Source organism: Chryseobacterium herbae (genome assembly GCF_025154075.1).
Classification (GTDB): Bacteria; Bacteroidota; Bacteroidia; order Flavobacteriales; family Weeksellaceae; genus Chryseobacterium; species Chryseobacterium herbae.
Genome location: NZ_JAOAMU010000007.1, coordinates 100,250 through 120,811 on the forward strand (window position 1 = coordinate 100,250; position 20,562 = coordinate 120,811).

The 20,562-nt window shown below is 38.5% G+C and carries 18 protein-coding genes and 1 tRNA gene; 9 read left to right on the forward strand and 10 right to left on the reverse strand.

Annotated elements, in window-relative coordinates:
• Positions 1-2 precede the first annotated feature (2 nt).
• The gene (locus N0B48_RS19575) at positions 3-1,151 is read right to left on the reverse strand and encodes a methionine aminotransferase (protein WP_259840731.1); all 1,149 of its coding nucleotides are present in this window, start codon (positions 1,149-1,151) and stop codon (positions 3-5) included.
• Positions 1,152-1,468: 317 nt separating this feature from the next.
• On the opposite strand from N0B48_RS19575, the gene N0B48_RS19580 reads away from it, so the two are divergent.
• The gene (locus N0B48_RS19580) at positions 1,469-2,014 is read left to right on the forward strand and encodes a DUF2867 domain-containing protein (RefSeq protein ID WP_259840733.1); all 546 of its coding nucleotides are present in this window, start codon (positions 1,469-1,471) and stop codon (positions 2,012-2,014) included.
• Between the two features lie 3 nt (positions 2,015-2,017).
• On the opposite strand, the gene N0B48_RS19585 is transcribed toward N0B48_RS19580, so the two are convergent.
• Positions 2,018-2,749 (reverse strand): LytR/AlgR family response regulator transcription factor, encoded by a 732-nt coding sequence (locus N0B48_RS19585; protein WP_259840735.1) that lies wholly within the window; start codon positions 2,747-2,749, stop codon positions 2,018-2,020.
• A complete protein-coding gene (locus N0B48_RS22925; RefSeq protein ID WP_259840737.1) occupies positions 2,718-5,654 on the reverse strand; it encodes a sensor histidine kinase in 2,937 nt (978 codons plus the stop codon). The genes N0B48_RS19585 and N0B48_RS22925 overlap by 32 nt, the downstream gene beginning before the upstream one ends.
• A gap of 142 nt (positions 5,655-5,796) precedes the next feature.
• Between N0B48_RS22925 and N0B48_RS19595 the strand changes: the two genes are divergently transcribed.
• The 7 genes from N0B48_RS19595 (at position 5,797) to N0B48_RS19625 (ending at position 14,507) form a co-directional block, all read left to right on the forward strand.
• Positions 5,797-7,680, forward strand: a complete 1,884-nt coding sequence (locus N0B48_RS19595) for a DNA topoisomerase IV subunit B (RefSeq protein WP_259840738.1) — start codon at positions 5,797-5,799, stop codon at positions 7,678-7,680.
• Between the two features lie 33 nt (positions 7,681-7,713).
• Entirely contained in the window at positions 7,714-8,190 is a 477-nt protein-coding gene (locus tag N0B48_RS19600) for a hypothetical protein (protein ID WP_259840740.1), read from the forward strand.
• A 6-nt stretch (positions 8,191-8,196) separates the two neighbouring features.
• A complete protein-coding gene (locus N0B48_RS19605) occupies positions 8,197-10,785 on the forward strand; it encodes a DNA gyrase/topoisomerase IV subunit A (protein ID WP_259840742.1) in 2,589 nt (862 codons plus the stop codon).
• 11 nt (positions 10,786-10,796) lie between these two features.
• On the forward strand, positions 10,797-11,450 hold the full coding sequence (locus tag N0B48_RS19610; protein ID WP_259840744.1) for a rhomboid family intramembrane serine protease: 654 nt from the start codon (positions 10,797-10,799) through the stop codon (positions 11,448-11,450).
• A gap of 30 nt (positions 11,451-11,480) precedes the next feature.
• Positions 11,481-12,590, forward strand: a complete 1,110-nt coding sequence (locus tag N0B48_RS19615; protein WP_259840746.1) for a helix-turn-helix domain-containing protein — start codon at positions 11,481-11,483, stop codon at positions 12,588-12,590.
• Positions 12,591-12,732: 142 nt separating this feature from the next.
• The gene (locus N0B48_RS19620; protein WP_259840748.1) at positions 12,733-13,518 is read left to right on the forward strand and encodes an SDR family NAD(P)-dependent oxidoreductase; all 786 of its coding nucleotides are present in this window, start codon (positions 12,733-12,735) and stop codon (positions 13,516-13,518) included.
• Positions 13,515-14,507, forward strand: coding sequence for an NAD-dependent epimerase/dehydratase family protein (locus N0B48_RS19625; RefSeq protein WP_259840750.1), 993 nt, complete (start codon positions 13,515-13,517; stop codon positions 14,505-14,507). The genes N0B48_RS19620 and N0B48_RS19625 overlap by 4 nt, the downstream gene beginning before the upstream one ends.
• 151 nt (positions 14,508-14,658) lie before the next feature.
• Here the strand turns inward: N0B48_RS19625 and N0B48_RS19630 are convergent, their stop codons facing one another.
• The 7 genes from N0B48_RS19630 to N0B48_RS19660 all read right to left on the reverse strand — a co-directional run bounded on the left by N0B48_RS19630 (position 14,659) and on the right by N0B48_RS19660 (position 20,381).
• Positions 14,659-15,906 (reverse strand): hypothetical protein, encoded by a 1,248-nt coding sequence (locus N0B48_RS19630; RefSeq protein ID WP_259840752.1) that lies wholly within the window; start codon positions 15,904-15,906, stop codon positions 14,659-14,661.
• Positions 15,907-15,986: 80 nt separating this feature from the next.
• A complete protein-coding gene (locus N0B48_RS19635) occupies positions 15,987-16,346 on the reverse strand; it encodes a DUF4180 domain-containing protein (RefSeq protein ID WP_259840754.1) in 360 nt (119 codons plus the stop codon).
• A 6-nt stretch (positions 16,347-16,352) separates the two neighbouring features.
• Positions 16,353-17,378 (reverse strand): serine hydrolase domain-containing protein, encoded by a 1,026-nt coding sequence (locus N0B48_RS19640; protein WP_259840756.1) that lies wholly within the window; start codon positions 17,376-17,378, stop codon positions 16,353-16,355.
• A 29-nt stretch (positions 17,379-17,407) separates the two neighbouring features.
• A complete protein-coding gene (gene prmC, locus N0B48_RS19645) occupies positions 17,408-18,259 on the reverse strand; it encodes a peptide chain release factor N(5)-glutamine methyltransferase (protein WP_259840758.1) in 852 nt (283 codons plus the stop codon).
• The gene (gene yaaA, locus N0B48_RS19650; protein WP_259840760.1) at positions 18,260-19,018 is read right to left on the reverse strand and encodes a peroxide stress protein YaaA; all 759 of its coding nucleotides are present in this window, start codon (positions 19,016-19,018) and stop codon (positions 18,260-18,262) included.
• A 5-nt stretch (positions 19,019-19,023) separates the two neighbouring features.
• Positions 19,024-19,725, reverse strand: coding sequence for a CPBP family intramembrane glutamic endopeptidase (locus N0B48_RS19655; RefSeq protein WP_259840762.1), 702 nt, complete (start codon positions 19,723-19,725; stop codon positions 19,024-19,026).
• A 44-nt stretch (positions 19,726-19,769) separates the two neighbouring features.
• Positions 19,770-20,381, reverse strand: a complete 612-nt coding sequence (locus tag N0B48_RS19660; RefSeq protein ID WP_259840764.1) for an L-threonylcarbamoyladenylate synthase — start codon at positions 20,379-20,381, stop codon at positions 19,770-19,772.
• 101 nt (positions 20,382-20,482) lie between these two features.
• Between N0B48_RS19660 and N0B48_RS19665 the strand changes: the two genes are divergently transcribed.
• Positions 20,483-20,555, forward strand: a tRNA-Met gene (locus N0B48_RS19665).
• Positions 20,556-20,562: the final 7 nt, after the last annotated feature.

Consider the following 20,562-nt stretch of genomic DNA (forward strand, 5'->3'; position numbering starts at 1 on the left):
TTTTAAAGCCTGGAAAGATTTTCTATCGCTCTTTCTAATGTCTCCTGCTTTTTCGCAAAACATAGTCTGATGACGTGATCATTTCTTTTGTTTTTATAAAACGATGAAAAAGGAACACTTGCCACTTTATGAGTAATCGTCAGTTCAGAGGCAAAATCAAAATCGTTTTTATCAGAAATTTTATCATAGGTAAGCGCCTGGAAATATGTTCCCTCACAGTCCAGAAGTCCAAAAGAGGTTCCCGAAAGTCCTTTTCTCAGAAAATCTCTCTTTTCCTGGAAGAATGTATTTAAGTGATTATAATGATCATCATTTTTCATGTATTCTGCCAAAGCCAGCTGGATGGGTGTATTCACACAGAAAACATTGAACTGATGCACCTTTCTGAATTCGTCGGTAAGGTTTTTAGGGGCTGCGCAATATCCCGTTTTCCAGCCTGTAACATGGAACAGCTTTCCGAAAGAAGCAACCAGAAGACTTCTCTCTTTAAGTTCCGGATATTGACAGATGCTTAAATGCTGCTTTCCGTCAAATACAATATTTTCATACACTTCGTCGCTCAGAATAAGGATAGGAGTATCTTTCACGATGCTAACCAGCTCCTGCAGGTCGTTTTCTTTTAAAATCTTTCCAGAAGGGTTATTCGGATTGTTCAGAATGATCATCTTCGTTTTGTCATTCACAAGGCCTTTTACAGTATTCCAGTCGATCTCATAATCCGGAGCTTTCATCTCAAAACGTTTAACAATTCCTCCGAAAAGCTCTACGGTAGGCTCATAACAGTCATAAGCCGGTTCAAAAATAATGACTTCATCATCCTTTTTTACAAATGCTGCAATAGCTGTGAAAATAGCCTGAGTACCTCCTGCAGTAACCGTTATTTCAGAATCCGGGTGATAAACCGCCTGATGGCTGTTCTCAATTTTTCTGGCGATCTCTTCCTTCAATGGCATCATACCTCCCAGCGGAGCATATTGGTTGAAGCCTTTTTTAATGAAATGGTCTACATGATCCAGCAGTTCAGAATCCGGCATAAAATCAGGAAATCCCTGTGAAAGGTTGATGGCCTCATTTTCGTTGGCGAGCTGTGTCATCTGGCTGAAAATGGTAGTTCCTACATTAGAAAGTTTGGATAAAGGAAGTTGTATCATGAAGATCAATTTTGTTGATCCCAATTTAATTTATTTTTTGCAACCATGAAACAGGACGAGACAAAAAAGCTGCTTCTTTTGAAACAAACGGTATTATTTTGCTTTATTTAAAACAGGATCATAGTATTCCAATCTGTTGTTGACATAATCAAGGATTCTCCAGGACATCACGGTAGATCCTAAATGATTTCTGAAAAACTTTTAAAAGAATAATCCGGAATATATTTTAGCGTAAAACTGAGATTGCTCATCTCTTTTTCATTGCAGGCCTCTTACATTTGTTATGATAGAAACTAAATCACCAAAAAGCCAGTACCATGAAAATTGAAAAGACCGAATTACCCGAAGCATCTGTTTTGTCAAAAGAAAAAGCATTTTTTGACTATACGGACAGTTTCAGAGGAGAAGTGTTGAATAGAGAACGAAATTTCAGTATAGCAGAGATCGGCAATACTTTTTTCACCAGCATTCCTCAATGGGGAAAGAAAATGTTCGCTTTCAGGAACAGCATCGTTAAAATGTTCGGTCTGAAAACCGGAGCAGACAAAAGCAAACCTTTAGAGCCGAAGAATCTTAAGCTTGAAGTAGGAGAGCAGGTCGGAATACTCACCATATTTGATAAGACTGATTGTGAAATTATCATGGGTGAGAATGATAAACACCTGGATTTTCGGGTTTCTCTTCTTTACGATAAAGCAAAGAATAATAGCGAAGAAAATTCTTTAACAATTTCAACCACTGTCAAATACCACAACTGGTTGGGAATATTGTATTTTCTGCCGGTACGCCCATTTCATCAGCTGATTGTTCCTGTAATGCTGAAAAAGATGATTACAAAACTGGAATATCCTTCTGCACCTTAATTTTCACTCTAAATTTTCAATTTTATGCAAGAAATCATTCTTTTTGCGAACGGAAACGTCCAGAACAGAATGGTCTGCCATCACTACCTGACCGCCTTTGCCTTTGATGTATTCCTTAAGGTGAAAAAGATTGATCAGATGCTTGTGGTGGATCCTGAAAAAATTATATTTCGAAAGCTGTTCTTCAAACTCATGCAGGGTTTTGGAAACAATGATCTTTGTTTTATCCGTTAAATAAAATGTCGTATAGCTGGAATCTGCTTCACAACGGATAATATCACTGATGTTGGTCAATCTGAAACCCTGAAGCGTCGGAAGGCTGATCTTGTTTTCATTCAGAGAAACGGCTGAAGAATTTTTACTTTTCTTCATGTTTTCCAAAACTTTAGTAACGGCGATAATGAAATCCAATTTTTTGATCGGCTTCAGTAAATAATCAGCTGCACTGTTTTTGATGGCCTGGATCGCAAAATTTTCAAATGCGGTAATGAAAATAATCTGGGCATCTACTTCCCGGAATTTGGAAAGAAGATCGAAAGCGGTACCGTCTTTCAGCTGCACATCCAGAAAAATAATGTCCGGAACGTTTTTAGAAAGATAAATATAGGCTTCCTCCACGCTTGATGCCTGAAATGCCGTCTGGATCTCAGGGAATTCATTCTCCAGCAGAAGGGCGATATAATCTCTTCCGTCCTGTTCGTCATCAATGATGCATGCTTGTATTTTGGTTTTCATAAGGCTTTATATAAAGTTTAATCTGCGTTCCCGGTCTTTGTTCTTTTTCGTAAAGATCATAAATTTCTAACAGGATATGAGTCTCAAAAAGCTGCCGGAATGTTTCAATTCTTTTCTGAGATAATTTAACCCCGAAAGAATCAGCTTTCTTTTGTTTTCCTTTACCGATGCCAATCCCGTTGTCTTCAATGATGACACTAAGTGAAGTTCCCGTATGGTCAAATGAAACCTGAATGTTTCCTTTTCTATCCGTTAATCCGGCAATTCCGTGTTTGATGGCATTTTCCACAAAAGGCTGGATCAAGAGAGATGGGACGACCCAATTTTCATTCACTTTTTCAGATATCGTGATAGAGTAGTCAAACTGATCTTTCAATCTCAGTTTTTCCATATTCAGATACAGGGTAAGATATTCTGCTTCCTCTTTGATCGGCATAAATGTCTTCTCCGAATAATGCAGGGTTTTTCTGATCATCTGAGCGAATATTTCCAGATAGTTTTCCGTTTCCTGATAATCCTTTTTGTACAGAAGAAACTGAATGGAATTGAGACAATTGTAGATAAAATGCGGATTGATCTGTGCTTTAATGGCCTGTAGTTCCAGCTCAGCGATCTTCTTTTCATAATACAGCGTCTCCAGTTTTTTATTTCTTTTTTTCTGAAAATAGACGGTGATAAGAATAAACAATGCAGCAGCACCCAGACTGATGATCATAGTCTTGAACCACCAGGCCTGCCAGAATTTGGGTCGAATCTCAAAATGGACTTCAGTAGGTGCATAAGAACGCTTCCCGTTGTATCCGATCCCGAAAACTTTAAATGTATAATTGCCGGGCGGCAGAGAATAGAATGCAATTTTCTGTGAGCTGCTGGTCTGCCAGCCTGTACTGAGCCCCTCAATGGTATATCGGTAGCTTATTTTCCCCTGAGAGGTAAAGTCGGGGAAACTTACATTGAATATGATATCGTTTTCAGGAGTTTGTCCTATTAATGGCTGGTGGGTATCAAAAATTTCTTTTCCTCCGGCTATCACAGAGTTAATGATCACTTTTTTGTCGATAAAATTCTTCTGTGTCATCAGATTTTTAATGGAAAGAATTCCCAGACCCTTGGATGTTCCTACAAAGATGGTATCACCGGATATCACACATCCGGCCACCGTATTGGATGGAAGACCGTCTGTCTGTGTGAAATTATTGATCTTTACATCATCGCCTTTAAGTTCTATTCTGCTAAGCCCGTAATTGGTGCTTGCCCAGAATGTATTTTTATTTTCTACTTCTATTTTTTTGATCTGACCGTTAGTCAATCCTGTACTTTCCGTAATTTTTCTGATGATCCGGGTATTATCAAAAAGAACAATCCCATTCAGATTAGTGGCTCCGGCGTACAGATTATCTCTGAGTTTCTTGATATCTGTGAAATAATATCCTTCCAGAAACAGGGTTTTCTTTTTTGTGACTGTGCTCACTTTGTAAAGGTCTTTAAAATTTCCTGCAAACAGACTGTCATTGGTGTAAGGCAGGGCAGTATAGATTCTTTCCTTACTCAGAACATCCATGTATTTTCTTGTGTGATAATTGTAGGAAATAATACCGTCTGATGTACACAGGAGAATAGATCCCGGTGTATAAGGGACTATATTCTTCAGAACAAAACTGTTTAGCATGTGCTTTTCTTTGATTTTTGTATTGTACTGGAAAAGCATTCTGGTAAGCCCGAATATAACGGTATTTCCTTCTGCAAAAATAGCTTTATGCTCTATTTTAATATTTTTTTCGAAAACAAGGTCAGTAACTCTTCCGTTATGATAAATACCGCTTTTCGCTTCATTGTATCCCAGATAGATGTCGTGATTATTTCTGGCAATGACTGTGATGTATGACGAATTATTCTTGATAGGAAGCTGCATATAGTTTTTAAAGAATCGATCGGCAATGAAAAAAAGACCATTGTTGCGGGTAGAAAACCAGGTATTGTTGTCCTTATCTATCAGAATGTCACTGATGATGTAGTTTTCCATCATTTTTACAGGGTTGGAGAGTTCACCATCTTCCAGCAGTGACTCTTTGAAGTAAAGAATTCCGCCTTCTTCCAGACATAGCCAGAGCCGGTATTTACTGTCTATAATATGCCTGTCTACATTTTGCTGTGCCTTATAACTTTTAATTTTTTTAAAATAAAATTGATGATGTAGTTTATAGACATCAATATTTCTTTTATTTCTGAAAACAAAAATATCCCCCTTTCTAAGGATGAATGTGCTTTTACTGACAGAAATATTGCAATCCGTTTTCTTTTTACTGATGATGTCATAGGCCATTACTTTTCCGCCATGATACTGGTTAAAAAGGTAAAAAACGTGATCAGGTATGTTCAGACCAAAAGAATAATATTCATCTCCTGATTTTACATTAAGGTTCACAGGAATTCTGTTTATTTTCCCATTTTTGTAGAAATAGATCTGGTTAGGATTGTAAGTCGAGTATAAATACAGGGAGCTACCATCAATATAGTAGTCAGGATTATGAGTGAGCTGTATTTTTTTCAGTTCGCTATTCATATCCGAATTGATGACCTTCCCGTTTTTCAGGTACGCAAAGTCATTCAGAAAAGGAGCAACAAAAATTTCCCCGTTGGATAAAGGAACGCAGGATAAAGCTTCTATATTTTTGAGACCATGTTTATTGTTAAAATGTTTAAATTCCTTTCCGTCAAAGCGGAACAATCCGTTATCACTTCCTATCCAGATAAGTCCGGAGGGATCCTGACTGAGCGAGTAGGTATATGAGTTGTTCAGGCCATCTTCTTCATTATAGTTGACCATTCCGGGAATCTGCGCAAAAAATAATGATGAGGATAACAAAATGAAAGAAAATAAGTGGAAAATGATTATTTTTTTCACATGATATTGAATAATATTGTAAATATATAATTTGATTAATAATAATGCAAAGTTTAAGGTTGAATATTAGAAAAAATCGAATTGAAAAAATTCGGATAATTTTGTACAATTTCGTACTTTTGTATGTTTGCTGAAATCATATATGTCACAAGAAATAAATCCAATCTACTCCGAAGATAATATCAGAACCCTCGACTGGCAGGAACACATCCGTCTGCGCCCCGGAATGTACATCGGGAAACTCGGAGACGGCTCCTCTGCGGACGACGGTATTTACATTTTGCTGAAAGAAATTCTGGACAACTCCATTGATGAGTTCAGAATGAAATCAGGGAAAAGAATTGAAATAAAAGTGGACGACGGGAAAGTCAGTATCCGTGACTTTGGCCGTGGAATCCCGCTGGGAAAGGTAGTAGATGCCGTTTCTAAAATGAATACGGGAGGAAAGTATGATAGCAAAGCCTTCAAGAAATCTGTAGGATTAAACGGGGTGGGTACCAAAGCTGTGAATGCTCTTTCAGAATATTTCCGTGTACGATCTTTTCGTGAAGGAAAAATGAAGATGGCGGAGTTTTGCAGAGGAATCATCACGGAAGATTATGAAGAAAAAGATACTTCAGACCGCAATGGTACGGAGATCTCCTTCGTTCCTGACGGAGAAATCTTCCTTCATTTCAAATACAGAAAAGAGTATATAGAAAAGATGCTGCGTAACTACGCATATCTGAATCCCGGACTGAAAATTATTTTCAACGGCGAGACCTATTATTCTGAAAACGGATTGAAAGACCTTTTGGAAGAAGAGATGGAAAACGAAATTCTGTACTCCATCATTCACCTGAAAGATACGGATATAGAACTGGCGATCACCCATTCAGACAAATCGCAGACGGAAACGTATTTCTCTTTCGTTAACGGACAGAATACCACGCAGGGAGGAACACACCTTAATGCTTTCCGTGAAGCGTATGTAAAGACGATCCGCGAATTTTTCAATAAAAACTTTGATGCTTCAGACATCAGAAAATCAATTATAGCAGCTATTTCCATCAACGTGGAAGAACCTGTATTTGAATCCCAGACCAAAACAAAACTGGGATCTAATGATATGGGCCCGAACGGACCTACCGTAAGGACTTTTATCATTGATTTCCTGAAAAGCAAGCTGGATAATTTCCTTCATAAAAATCCTGAAATAGCTGAAGCGATCCAGAGAAAGATCATGATCTCCGAGAGAGAACGTAAAGAACTTTCGGGAATCCAAAAGCTGGCCAGGGAAAGAGCTAAAAAAGTATCTCTGCACAACAAAAAATTAAGGGACTGCAGACAGCATTATAACGATCAGAAAAACGAAAGAAAAGGAGAAACCCAGATCTTCATTACCGAGGGAGATTCCGCATCCGGATCCATCACAAAATCCAGGGACGTAGAAACTCAGGCTGTATTCTCACTGAAAGGAAAGCCCTTGAACTGCTACGGACTGACAAAAAAGGTGGTGTACGAGAATGAAGAATTCAATCTTCTGCAGGCCGCTTTGAATATTGAAGAAAGCCTTGAAGACTTAAGGTACAACCAGGTTATTATCTCTACCGATGCCGATGTGGATGGTATGCACATCCGTCTTCTGATGATCACATTCTTCCTTCAGTTCTTCCCGGATCTGATCAAGAATGGTCACCTTTATATCCTTCAGACCCCATTGTTCAGGGTAAGAAATAAAAAGGAAACGAGATACTGCTACAGCGAAGCAGAAAGGATCAAAGCGCTGAATGAGCTTGGAAAAAATCCGGAGATTACCCGATTTAAAGGACTGGGAGAGATTTCTCCTGATGAGTTTAAACATTTCATCGGAAAAGATATCCGTCTGGAACCTGTGGTGATAGGTAAAGACCAGACGATAGACCAGCTGCTGGAATTCTATATGGGGAAAAATACGCCGGACAGACAAGTATTTATCCTTGAAAACCTGGTGGTGGAAGATACAGATATTGAGAAGAAGGAGGTGTTGGATGAGGCTGCAGGTTAAAAAAAACTAAACTAATAAACATAAAAACCTAAAATGAGACTTAGCAACCGCAATAAAGCTTCAGTTTACAATTTTGTACACACGGTACTGCTGATGATGGTCATATTTGGGATTGCCGCATTTTTGCTGAATGAGTACAGATTTCATGCTGTAGGAAAGGAAAGTTATATCCTTCTTATGCTTCCGATCTTACTGCTGGTGACTTTTCACCTGAACGGCAGACAGATCTTCGAATATGATAGTGACGGAGAAGCACTGAATTTTAAAAACAGGAACATCATTCCTTTTTTGGACAGGCCTCTTCATGACGAATTTCCGAAGTATAAATTAATGAGGTACGAGATCATAAGGGTATTCTTTATCAAAAGATTATACATCACTATCTCAAGTAAAAACAGCGGTTCTACCATACTTAAATATGAAATATCTTATTTGAGCCAAAAAGAAGTTAACGATTTAAAACTCTCTCTGAATAAAGTAGTGAAAGCTAATGAAGAGAAAAATGATTAAAAACAGATGACGACAGAAGAAAACTCGCACGAAGGTGAGAGCTTGAAAAAAGTCTCAGGACTTTATAAAGACTGGTTTCTGGATTATGCTTCCTATGTAATTCTGGATAGAGCAATCCCTTCCGTTTATGATGGGCTCAAGCCCGTTCAGAGAAGGATCATGCACTCTATGCGGGAACTGGAAGATGGCCGTTACAACAAAGTAGCCAATATCGTAGGGAATACCATGAAGTATCACCCTCACGGAGATGCTTCCATTACTGATGCCATGGTACAGATCGGGCAGAAAGAACTTCTGATAGATACTCAGGGAAACTGGGGGAATATCTATACGGGAGACTCTGCGGCGGCGGCAAGATATATCGAAGCCAGGCTGACGCCTTTTGCACTGGAAGTGGTCTTTAATCCAAAAACTACGGAATGGTCAAAATCCTATGACGGCAGAAATAACGAACCGATTGATCTTCCCGTTAAATTCCCATTACTTCTTGCACAGGGAGTGGAAGGGATTGGGGTAGGACTTTCCACAAAAATCCTTCCGCATAATTTTAATGAACTGATCAATGCATCCGTTGCCCATCTGAAAGGAAAGAAATTTGAGCTCTTTCCGGATTTTCTGACGGCGGGATATCTTGATGTTTCAGAATATAATGACGGACATAGAGGCGGTAAAGTAAGAGCGAGAGCCCGAATTACCCACACCGACAAACACATGCTGGTGATCTCTGAACTTCCTTTCTCAAAAAACACAAGCGACCTGATCGATTCTATCCTGAAGGCCAACGAAAAGGGAAAAATCAAGATCAAAAAGATTGAAGATAATACTTCAGATACCGTAGAGATCCTGGTTCATCTTCATAACGATGTGTCGCCGGATAAAACCATTGATGCACTGTATGCATTTACAGACTGTCAGGTGACGATTTCTCCGAATGCGTGTGTCATCGTAGGTGACAAACCGATGTTCATGAATGTTTCCGATATCCTGATAATGAATACGGAGCATACGGTTTCTTTACTTAAAAAAGAACTTGAAATTGAACTTCACGAGCTTCAGGAGAGCTGGCATTTTTCTTCCCTGGAAAGAATCTTTATCGAGAACAGGATCTATCATGATATTGAAGAAGTAAAGACTTGGGAAGATGTTATTAAGACGATTGATAAAGGTTTAGAACCACATACCAAGCATCTTTTAAGAGCAGTAACGGAGGAAGATATTTTAAAACTGACCGAGATCAGGATCAAGAGAATTTCAAGATTCGATTTAGATAAATTTAAAGAAAATATTGCTGCCCTTGAAGGCAAAATAGAACAGGTAAAATACAACCTTGTCCATCTGATTCCTTACGCGATTGATTACTATTTAAATATTCAGAAGAAATACGGAAAAGACAGACAGAGAAAAACTGAGCTTAGAATTTTTGATACCATTGATGCAACAAAAGTAGCCGTGGCCAATGAAAAGTTCTATGCCAATTTCGAGGAAGGCTTTATCGGAACATCGCTGAAAAAAGATCAGTATCTGTTTGACTGTTCGGATATTGACGATATCGTTATATTCAGAAAAGACGGAACCATGAAGGTGGTCAAGGTGGATGCGAAAACATTCGTCGGAAAAGACCTTCTGAGCGTAGCCATATGGAAGAAAAACGACAAAAGGACGGTCTACAATATGATCTACCGCGAAGGCAGCGCCGGACCTTACTATATGAAGCGTTTCTCTGTAACGGCGGTAACCCGAAACACAGATTATCCGCTGGCTTCCGATAAAAAAGGCTCTGAAGTCCTGTATTTCTCTGCCAATCCTAATGGTGAAGCAGAAACCGTAACGGTGCTTTTAAAACCGAATCCAAGGATCAGGAAAAACAAAATGGAAATCGATTTCTCCGATCTTGCGATCAAAGGAAGAGATTCCAAAGGAAATCTGGTGACCAAATATTCTGTGAAAAAGGTGGATATGAAAGAGGAAGGCGTTTCTACACTGGCCCCAAGAAGAATCTGGTTTGATGATACCGTGAGAAGACTGAATGCAGATGGAAGAGGAACTCTTTTAGGAAACTTCAAAGGAGACGACAGAATCCTTACCATCAATACAAACGGCGAAGTAAAACTCGTTTCTTTCGATCTAGGAAACCGTTTCGATGATGAATATCTGGTTCTGGAAAAGTGGAAGCCGCAACAGCCGGTGTCCTGCATCTATTACGATGGAGAAAAAGACATGTATTTCATCAAGAGGTTCCTGCTGGAAAATACGGTGAATCTGCAGACTTTTATGCCTTCGGAACACCCGAAATCATTCATTGAAAACGTAATTGTAGCGAATGGTGCATCCGCAGAAATTATTTTTGCTAAAGATAAAGGCAAGGACCGCGATTCTGAAATCATACATCTGGATGAATTCATTACTGTAAAAGGAATCAAAGCGATCGGAAATCAGTTTACTAAATTTAAAGTAAAAACCATTAATATAAGTATCCCGGAGCCCGTAGAAGAGGAGCCGGAAGTATATGAAGAGCCGGAAACCGGGGACGGTATTGTGGATGACGACCGGACTGTAATCGGGGATCTGTTTGAAAGCGGTGAACCAGAAAATTAAGCATTAAACCTATGAATATTCTAATCGTATTTATCATCATTACGGCCATTATCAGTTTTGTTGCCTTCAACAATCCGGGTATTACCGAAAAATATAAATTCAGTGTAGGACCTATTCTGCATAGAAAAGAGTACATCCGTCTGATTTCATCAGGATTTTTGCATGCGGACATCATGCACCTGGTGTTTAATATGATGACACTGTATTTCTTTGGACCTATTGTTATTCAGGCTTTCGGAAATATAGGTTTCGCGATTGTCTATCTGGGGTCTATATTGCTGGGGAATTTTCTCTCACTTTATATTTACCAGAAACAACCTTGGTATTCCGCAGTAGGAGCGAGTGGAGGCGTTTCAGGGATATTATTTGCTTCCATAGCAATGATTCCTGATATCGGAATCTACATCTTCTTTATTCCAATTCCGATTAAAGGATATATTTTCGGACTGTTGTATTTCGGATATTCCGTATATATGATGATGAATCCGAGACAGCAGGATAATATCGGCCATGCGGCACACCTTGGAGGAGCATTCTTCGGATTAGTGTATGCGGTAGTTATGGCTCCGGATACGGCGATGCACAATGCGCTTTATCTGGGAATTATGTCGCTGCCGTTGATTTATCTGGGCTACGAAATTTTTGTAAGAAAGAGAATAGGATAAAAGCTATCTTTACTTAAAATATCAAAACCAATGAACACATCAGAATTAAACCGTTTCATCGTTGTATTAATCTATGGTTCATTGGTTTTGCTTTCTTTACTGAAACTGTCCAATCCTTTGCGGGTCAACAGAAAAGCCAATTTCTGGTTCGGCATATTTCTTTTTTTATGGTCAAGTTTCTGGCTGGATGAAGTCCTGACGCTTGTCACAGATTCACAAGTGGAGGTTCATTCCATCATTTCTGTCCAGATTATACAGTTTCTGACACCGATCATGTTCTATTTCAGCGTGCTATTTTACACAAATCCTTCATTTAAATTTAAAATTACAGATCTTAAATATCTGATTCTGCCTGTCATCTTTTGGATCAATATTCTGCTACAGCGGTTCGGCGGATTTAAGGATAATACCATTTTTAATGTTATCTTTATCGGATTAATCCTTTTCCAGGCCTTATTCTATACCGGTCTTTCCTACTTCACCATCCGGAAACACAAGAAAAGAATTCAGCAGTTTTCCGCCAATACGGAAGGGATCAATCTGAACTGGCTGGAATATATCACGATTATTATTTTCATTATCAATATTGCCTACGTAGTTTATAATTTATCGTATGATTCCACGGCCTTAAATTTTTTCATTAACGGAGCTTTTCTGCTGGTTATTTATTTTGTGGGATATTATTCTTTAAAACAGAAAGAAATTTATCCTTTGGAAGAAAAACAGCGTGAAGAATTGATATCAATCGATGAAGATCCGGATACGGAAGAAGTGAAGAAAAAACTGATCTCTGATGAAGAACTGCTCAAGATCAAAAGCCAGCTTGAAGAAATAATGGGTAAACAAAAACCTTATCTTGACAGCGAACTGAACCTGATCCGTCTTTCAGAACTTCTGTCTATTTCCACACATCATCTGTCTTACGTGATCAATACCGGATTTAAAAAAAATTTTTTCCAGTATGTGAATGAATACAGAATTGCGTATGCCAAGAACCTACTGAAAGATACTCAGAGCAAACTTTCGATTTTGGGCATCGCTTACGAATCCGGCTTCAATTCCAAAACTTCTTTCAACACCACGTTTAAAAAACTGACCGATCAGACTCCTTCCGAGTATAAAAATGGTTCGGGTTTATAAATTTTAACGTCCTGATTTAAATAACTACCTGTATTTCATATGGTTGTGTTAATTTATTTTTGATTTAAAAATAGGTTCACTCAGATAATCCTGAACATTGGGAGGGGCATTTCAGGATAGCTTTGTACCATAAAATTGTTTTATGGACACCAAAGAATCATATGCTGTAGTGACGGGAGCAAGTCAGGGACTGGGAAAAGCATTTGCTGAAAACCTGGCCAGTAAAAATATCAATGTCGTTCTGGTAAGTCTTCCCGGACAACATTTAAGAGAACTGGCTCACCGGCTTGAAGAGACTTATCAGATCAAAGCCCATTTCTATGAAGTAGACCTTTCCGTGAATGAAAATGTCATGAAACTTACAGAATGGCTGAATCAGTCTTTTGAGATTCATATATTAATCAATAATGCCGGACTTGGCGGGACCAAAAAGTTTGTAGATGCATCGCCATCTTATATCAACACGATTTTACAGGTGAATGTAGCCGCCACCTCACTGATCACTCATCAGCTGTTGCCAAATTTATTAAGACAGCCGAAAGCCTATATTTTAAATGTATCCAGCATGGCTGCGTTTTCTCCGATAGGCTTCAAAACAGTGTATCCGGCCTCCAAAACCTTTATCCATTCGTTCTCAAGAGGGCTGCATGAAGAGCTGAAAGATACCAACGTTTTTGTAAGCGTTGTGAATCCCGGTGCGATGAAAACGAACATCGACGTTTGCAAAAGAATAGAAAAGCAGGGTATTTTAGGAAAACTTACCCTACTGGATCCGAATAAAGTGGCAGCTTACTGCATCAGGCAACTTTTCAAAAAAGATTCCGTTATTATGGTGAATCCCATAAGCTGGCTGATCATGAAGATCCTGCCGATATGGATCAAGCTGCCTCTGATGACCAGTGCCATAAAAAAAGAAATTGAAGCATGAAAAAAGTTTTCGTGACCGGAGCCACAGGGCTTCTGGGTGCCAATACCGTTATTAAATTACTACAATATGATTATACTGTTACTGCTCTGGTGCGCAAGAAAAGCAGCTGGATGGGCGAAGAAAATGAAAATCTCAGACTCGTAGAAGGAGACCTGTTCTCGGATATTTCAGACTATCTGCAGGATGTGGATGCTGTGATTCATATTGCTGCGGAAACCAGTCAGGATCTGCTGTATTATGAAGATTACAAAAAAACGAATTACGACGCTGCTGTTCATCTGTTTGCGCAGGCTGCAGCGGCTGGAGCGGAGAAATTTCTGTTTGTGAGTACAGCGAATACTTTGGGATATGGGAGTTCTGCCGTCTGGGGAAGTGAAAAAGCACCTCAGATTTATCCGTTTACCCATTCGTATTACGCTCAAAGCAAACTGGAAACCGAGAATTACCTTCTTCAGCAGAACCGGGGAACAAAAGTGGTTATTGTAAACCCGACTTTCATGATCGGGGCCTACGACCGCAAGCCAAGCTCTGGGAAAATCATTTTTTGGACTTGGAGAAAGAAGCTTGTTTTCTATCCGAAAGGCGGAAAAAACTTTGTTCATGCTGAAGATGCTGCCGAAGGAATTATCAAAGCCGTTGAAATAGGGAAAAACGGTGAAAAATATCTGCTGGCCAATGAAAACCTCACCTACAAAGAGTTTTTTGGAAAAATAAATACCATCACGGGACAGACTCCCATCATGATTCCAATTCCGGATGCCGGGCTGGCGATGCTGGGAATGATCGGAGACTTCCTGAGAAAACTGAAGATAAAAACGAGCCTGAGTTCTCCCAATATGAAAGCTTTGAGAATCAATAATTTTTACTCGAACCGAAAATCCTCAGAAGAATTGGGAATCCGGTATCAGCCTATTGATAAAGCCGTTGAAGATGCGATCCGCTTTTTTGAAAGGAAAAATAACGAAGTTAAGATAGGCCGAGAGATATAAAATGTGCTGTCTATCTATGTTCTCTTAGCCGATGACAAAAGAAATTTTATACATCAAAATTTCACAGGTTTAATTTGTGAAAATATCTTTGAAAATTGGTGTTGTCCGTGGTTAATTTTTCTCTACAGAAACATAAATAAGAAAATATTTCTTAGATTTTTTCCGGTTTAATTTGATCCGCAAGATATTTGGGAAGCTTTTGTACAGCGCTCATCAGCTTTATATTGTTGATCTTTTTCTCTCTTTCATTTTTAATGTAATGATTGCAGTTCACATAGAAAAAATAGGATATGATCCTGTTATAATCATCCAGCGTTTCATCGCCCATCATAGAAAGAAGCTGAGATAGAAACAGTTTCCGGTCTTTAGATTCGGCAACCGCTCTTCCTGATCTTGAAATACTGGCATAATAATGATTGTTGGCGGGGTTTTCCATTCTGAAGGAGGTCCCTAAAATAAGATCGGGAACATTGATGTTAAGTGTTTCAAGTTCTTTGATGTAGGTCTGCCGTCTTTCTCTGGCGTAGCCAGCATCTGATGCTCTTTCAAACCTGTCGTTCATAATATCCAGATGAGATTTAAGGAAAACCGGCCAGTTAGCCGTTTCTGCAGATAGCAAAGCCAGATATACGCCCTGAACTCTTGGAGATTCATCCTGACTGCATGATCCTACAACCTGCACAGACCTAAGCTCATCAAGCAGTTTTTCTTTCTCAGTTTTAGATAGTTTTCTCCAGTTTTTGGGAATCTCATTGGGAAATTCTCCTCGTTTGGCGTCTTTTTTAAATTTGGAAGAAGAAGTATCAATGAGACAGTCGGAATAGATGATCTGTCTTGAATATTTTGGAGCCAGGGGAATACTTTTAAAATTATCCAAAAAGTAAAAAGCTTCAATAGATTCTCCGGAATATGATTTTTTTTCGCTGTAAGAATACACCCATTTATTTTTTACAGGCTTGGTGTCCAGTTCTTTTTTATATGGAGTTTCTATTTCCATCTCGTCATCATCATTAACAGACAATTCTCTTATTTCTGTTATCTCCTTATCTCTGTAATTTATTGTTTTGGACTTGATCAGTAAAAGATCCTTTTTAACTACTGCTTCCGGATATTTCTTAATAAAATCATCAAATGAAATATTCAGATCCATATCTTTTTTAGCCTGGGTAATAGAGCCGGACTTTAGCTTGACAGAATAACCTTTGGTTTGTAGTTTGGAATAAAAAACCTGGTTCAGATCACAGGTTTTGTATTTTAGATTGAGTGAATCAACAATTTTCCCCAGCTTATTCATCGTTTCTTCACCATAAATGAAACCATTTTTATAAGTGGCGAATTCCTGAGCAGTAAGAGAACAGCTTAATGCAGTGGCAGCGGCGAGAACAATTTTTCTGATCATTTTGTTAATAAAATCTTAAATTGAATGTATAACGCAAATGATCCCACAATTATTTCAGGGATGAAAATTTAATTTTTTATTCACCTTCCCAGCCTTTCCAAAGCCTCTTCCAGCGTTCCCGTAAAGCTGATGTGTCTCGTTTTATTGCTTTCAAAAATGAAATCCCTGATGCTTTTTCCCGGATACTTTTCAAAATCTCCTACAATGGCAAGGCTTATGCGGTAATTGGAAAATTTTTGCAGGATATCTCCGGCTATCTTTGTTTTCAGGTCAAAGAATTCGGGGATGATGTTTTCCTCATAAATAATCACCTTATCAAAACCCTGATAATAAATGTCTCCGAGAAGATCTAGCCCATCCTGAGCGGATTTGATAATGATTTCGCCAGAAACAACTTCTGCGATTTTAATACTATTAATGTCGTGAGATTTGATCTGCATACGGTTTTATTGTAGGGTTCTTTTCAGATCTTTTAAAAAATCAGCCAGTGGAAATGCATCCCCCTGATTGGTCAATGCTATGATGCAGCTGTTACTATTCAGATCTCTCCAGAATATCGCTCGGAAACCGCTCAGACCACCCGTGTGACTTACGGTTTTTCCTCTATCAGATTCTTCAATAAACCATCCGAAACCGTAGTTGGAAATTTTTCCGTCGGACAGTTTAGCGGGAGTGTACATAAGATCCGTATTGCTTTTATTAATCAGTTTGAAACTCCTTAATGCCTGATCAAATAGGTACAAATCTTCGGGAGTGGAGTAGATACCGCCATCTCCGGTCGTTAGAATTGAATAATCATCCAGCCGTTTTTCTTTACTGTAGCCTGTGGCTCTGTTTTTATCGGCAGTTGAGGAATCATATACCCAGGTATTTTTCATTCCCAGCGGAACAAAAATATGTTCACTGAGAAAGGTTCCATAAGACTGTTTTGAAACTTTTTCAATGATCAATGACAGGATAATGAAACCGCTGTTGCTGTATTCAAACCTGCTTCCTGATGGAAATTGCAGTTTGTCGAGACCATTCAGCCAGCTCAACACATCCAGATTGGTCAGTCCTTTTTTGCTGAAAATAATCGATTCGCAATCTTTTATTCCTGAAGTATGATTTAAAAGCTGTCTGATGCTTACATTTTGGGCATATGCAGGCAGCTCAATGTATTTTGATGCTTTATCTTCATAATTCAGCAGTCCTTTCTGTTGCAGAATCATAACCGAAGCTGCGGTAAAAGGCTTGCTTAATGAGGCAATATAAATCGGAGTCGTTTTTTCCAACTTTATATTTTTCTTCATATTGCTGAGTCCTAACGCGGTATCATAAACTGTTTTACCATTTTTTACAGCTAAAACAGAACCGTTGAATTCTCCTTTGTCATAATAACTTTTGACCGTATTATTTAGGGCTTTCTCACACGATGAAAGCTGCACAATAAAGATAAAGCCGAGCAGTAGACTGAATAGGGAGGTCCGCATAGAGGTATGGATTAAGTAGATAAAATTACTTATTTCTTTCCAACAACAAAGCGGTCGTTTTCAGATAAATCTTTGATGAGTTCGGCTTCAGAAAAATAATCAGCATATAATTCAAGGGTTTCAGGACCGAGCTTTTGATTGATTTCCAAAAATAAAAGGCCATTATCTTTCAAATATTGCTGAGCATCTTCCGCAATTTTCCGATAGAAGATCAAGGCATCCTGAACAGGGGAGAAAAGTGCCATTTTAGGCTCAAATTCCTTGACAGAATCAGCTATATCGGTTTCTTCTTCAATTCCTATGTACGGCGGATTGGAGATAATAATATCATAACTTTCCACTAATTTGAAGTTGAGATAATCACCAAGAATAAAATTGATTTCCAGCTGATGATGTTCCGCGTTTCGCCTAGCCGTTTCCAAAGCTTTTTCAGAAAAATCAATGGAAGAAATTTCCGCTTCCGGGAAATGCTTTTTTAAAACTAACGGAATGACACCGCTTCCGGTTCCGATATCCAAAATTCTTAAACCCTGAACAGGAAGTTCTGAATCATGAATCTTTTGAATCGCAATTTCAAGGAGTTCCTCTGTTTCAGGACGTGGAATCAGGACATGTTCATCCACGAAAAAATGCATACCGTAAAATTCAGTTTCTCCCAGAATCTGCTGATAAGGTCTGCCTGTTTTTAAATCGGAAACAATTTGAATTAGCTGCTTTTCATCATCAATAAGAAGTTCCTGCTCCGAAAATCTTCTCTGATGAAATGAATCGAAACCCACTATTTTCTGTATAAAAACGGCAGATAAAAAAGCACTTTCCGAATCAGTATACAGTTCGGAAAGTTCAGTTTTAAAATGTTTTTTAAATGCTGATATTGTCATTTATCTTGTGAAAACCAGTTTTGTGTCCGTAGATTTTCCCTCATCGATCCTGTATCTATCGTAGTTGAATGCTTTTACGTCATTCAGGGTCTTGGCATTGGTTTCTGCACAGAATCTTACCACAAGACCTCTTGCGTGTTTGGTATAAACAACGATGGTTTTCAGTTTTCCTTCTTTCAGTTCGTAAAATTCAAAATCAATTACCTGATGATTCAGTTTTTTTCTGTCAATTACTTTTCCGTACTCGTTACTGGCCAGGTGAAGAAGGAGTTCGCCTTTTTTCATTTCAGAATTCAGCTGTTCCGTGATCTTTTCTCTCCAGAATTCGTACAGGTTTTTGTATTGATCAAACTCGAAATGACGTCCCATCTCCAATCGGTAAAGCATCACTTTATCAGATGGTTTCAGCAGACCATACAGTCCGGAAAGCATTCTGTAGTTTTTCTGTAAGTAGTCTACAGCATTTTTGTCCAGGGTTTTGGCATCCAGTCCTCTGTAGACTTCCCCGGTAAAGGTGAACATCGCAGGAGCGGATTCTTTTGCTGTAGGTTTATTTTTCCATCTTTGGTTTCTTTCCCAGTTTTCATCAGCCAGTTTTGGCGATATTTCCATGAGTTCGGAAAGATATTTCGGTGATTTATGTTTTAAATAGGATTGTATAAATGCAGCTTCTTCGATGAATTTCGGAGTTGTAGATCTCAGTAAGTCGGTTGAATTCTCAACGTTCATCAGTTTCGCTGGAGAAGTTATAATTTTCATAATGTTTAGAATGCAGATAAATGTTTAATGTCAATAAAATTCAGAATCATCATAGACACCAAGTCATACATACAGTGGCAGATGATCAGAATCTTAATATTTGAATATTTTTTATAAAACAAAGCAAAAACGGTTCCGATAAAGAAAGGAATGACTACCTGTCCGATCGTTCCGTATGTGCTGTGCAAAATCCCGAATAAGGCGGCAGAACCAATAATGCCAACGTACGGGCTATTGTATATTTTTTCAATTCTCGGCTGAATATATCCCCGCATCAGAAATTCTTCCACAGCGCCTGCAGTAAAGCAGGTAAAGATGATCAACAGATAATTATTTTTAAAAACCAAAGAGATCTGGGCCAGTTTGTTGCTCATCCCTTCCCGGGTCAAAAGCTGAATGATAAGATTCAGAAAAGAACTACCGAAAGCACAAATCAGATACAAGGCAATGACTGCTTTGATGTAAAATAGGGTTGAGTATTTTTTATCTTTCCATAGCAGAAAAGTATTTTTTTCGATGAAAAGACTGTAAAGAAAAACCAATCCCAACACGGTCCAGAGCGCGATTCTTGTATAAAAGAAATTAGCAGCGTTAAATGCCTTTATTCCCGTGATGAAATAAATGAGCGGAAAAACATACAGCATCACCGCGGCAAGAAGCACAAAGGTCAAAAGAATTCCTAGTGCATATTTTCCGTTTAAATTCATGTTCCGAATGATCAGCAGTTAACTCTCTACAATTAATACTTCGATTAAATAATTCCTTTCCCCTGACGGATAATCTCCGGTTCTCCGGAAGTAAGATCCACAATAGTAGAAGCTATATTATCTCCATACCCGGAATCGATGACAATATCTACCAGATGATCGTATTTTTCTGCGATCAGTTCAGGATCTGTAGAATATTCAATGATTTCATCATCATCCTTTATAGACGTTGAAGCGATGGGGTGGCCCAGTTTTTCAACAATAAGCTGTGGAATCGGGTGGTCAGGAACACGGATACCGATTGTTTTATGATTTTTATAGGCTAAAGGAAGACTCTTATTGGCATCAAGAATAAAGGTAAACGGTCCCGGAAGATGGCTTTTCAGAAACCTGAAAACAGAAGTGTCAACAGGTCTTGTAAAATCAGAAAGATGGCTTAAATCATTACAGATAATAGAGAATTTAGACTTTTCCAGCTTTACTTTCTTTATCTGGGCGAGCTTTTCCATGGCTTTTATATCAAAAATATTACATCCTAAGGCATAAATCGTGTCAGAAGGATAGATAATCAATCCGCCATTTTTTAAGGTTTTAATAACCTCATTCACAAGATTTTCCTGAGGGTTGTCAGGGTAAATTTTAAGTATTTTTGCCATAAAACAAAGATACAAATAATAAAATAGTTTTCATAAAAGTCCTTTATTTAAAAGAAAAATTAGGGTTTTTAAAAAATAGTCGTATATTTGCAATCCAATATCGCGGGATGGAGCAGTAGGTAGCTCGTCGGGCTCATAACCCGAAGGTCATCGGTTCGAGTCCGGTTCCCGCTACTAAGTT